The sequence below is a fragment of the Oceanospirillum sediminis genome (assembly GCF_014164585.1).
GTDB lineage: Bacteria > Pseudomonadota > Gammaproteobacteria > Pseudomonadales > Halomonadaceae > Oceanospirillum > Oceanospirillum sediminis.
In genome coordinates this window covers 1-317 of sequence record NZ_JACJFM010000323.1, presented here as the reverse complement: position 1 = coordinate 317, position 317 = coordinate 1, and the positions used below count along the sequence as shown (strand labels likewise).

Sequence of the window (317 nt, the reverse complement as noted above, 5' to 3'; positions counted from 1 at the left end):
GACTTCAATACGCTCAATTTTGTCCAATTTCTTAATTAAAGACTGTGCCATAGTAGCTTTTGAAGCTTTTGCCCTGAACTTTTCAATTAATTTTTCAGTATGTTCTATCTGCTTTTGCTGATTTTTTTGCGATGCCAATTGCTGTTCCCTAATCTCTTCCCTCAACACTAAATATTTTGAGTAAGGCTTTGGGTAATCATAAATGCGCCCAAGAGAAATTTCAATAGTTCTGTTGGTGACATTGTCTAAAAACATTTTATCGTGAGATACAATTACCACAGCACCTGGATAGTTCTTCAAAAAACTTTCTAACCAAA

The 317-nt window shown here is 34.4% G+C and carries 1 pseudogene; it reads right to left on the bottom strand.

From position 1 onward, the window contains the following. A pseudogene (locus H4O21_RS28815) lies at positions 1 to 317 on the bottom strand (ABC transporter ATP-binding protein); the annotation flags it as partial.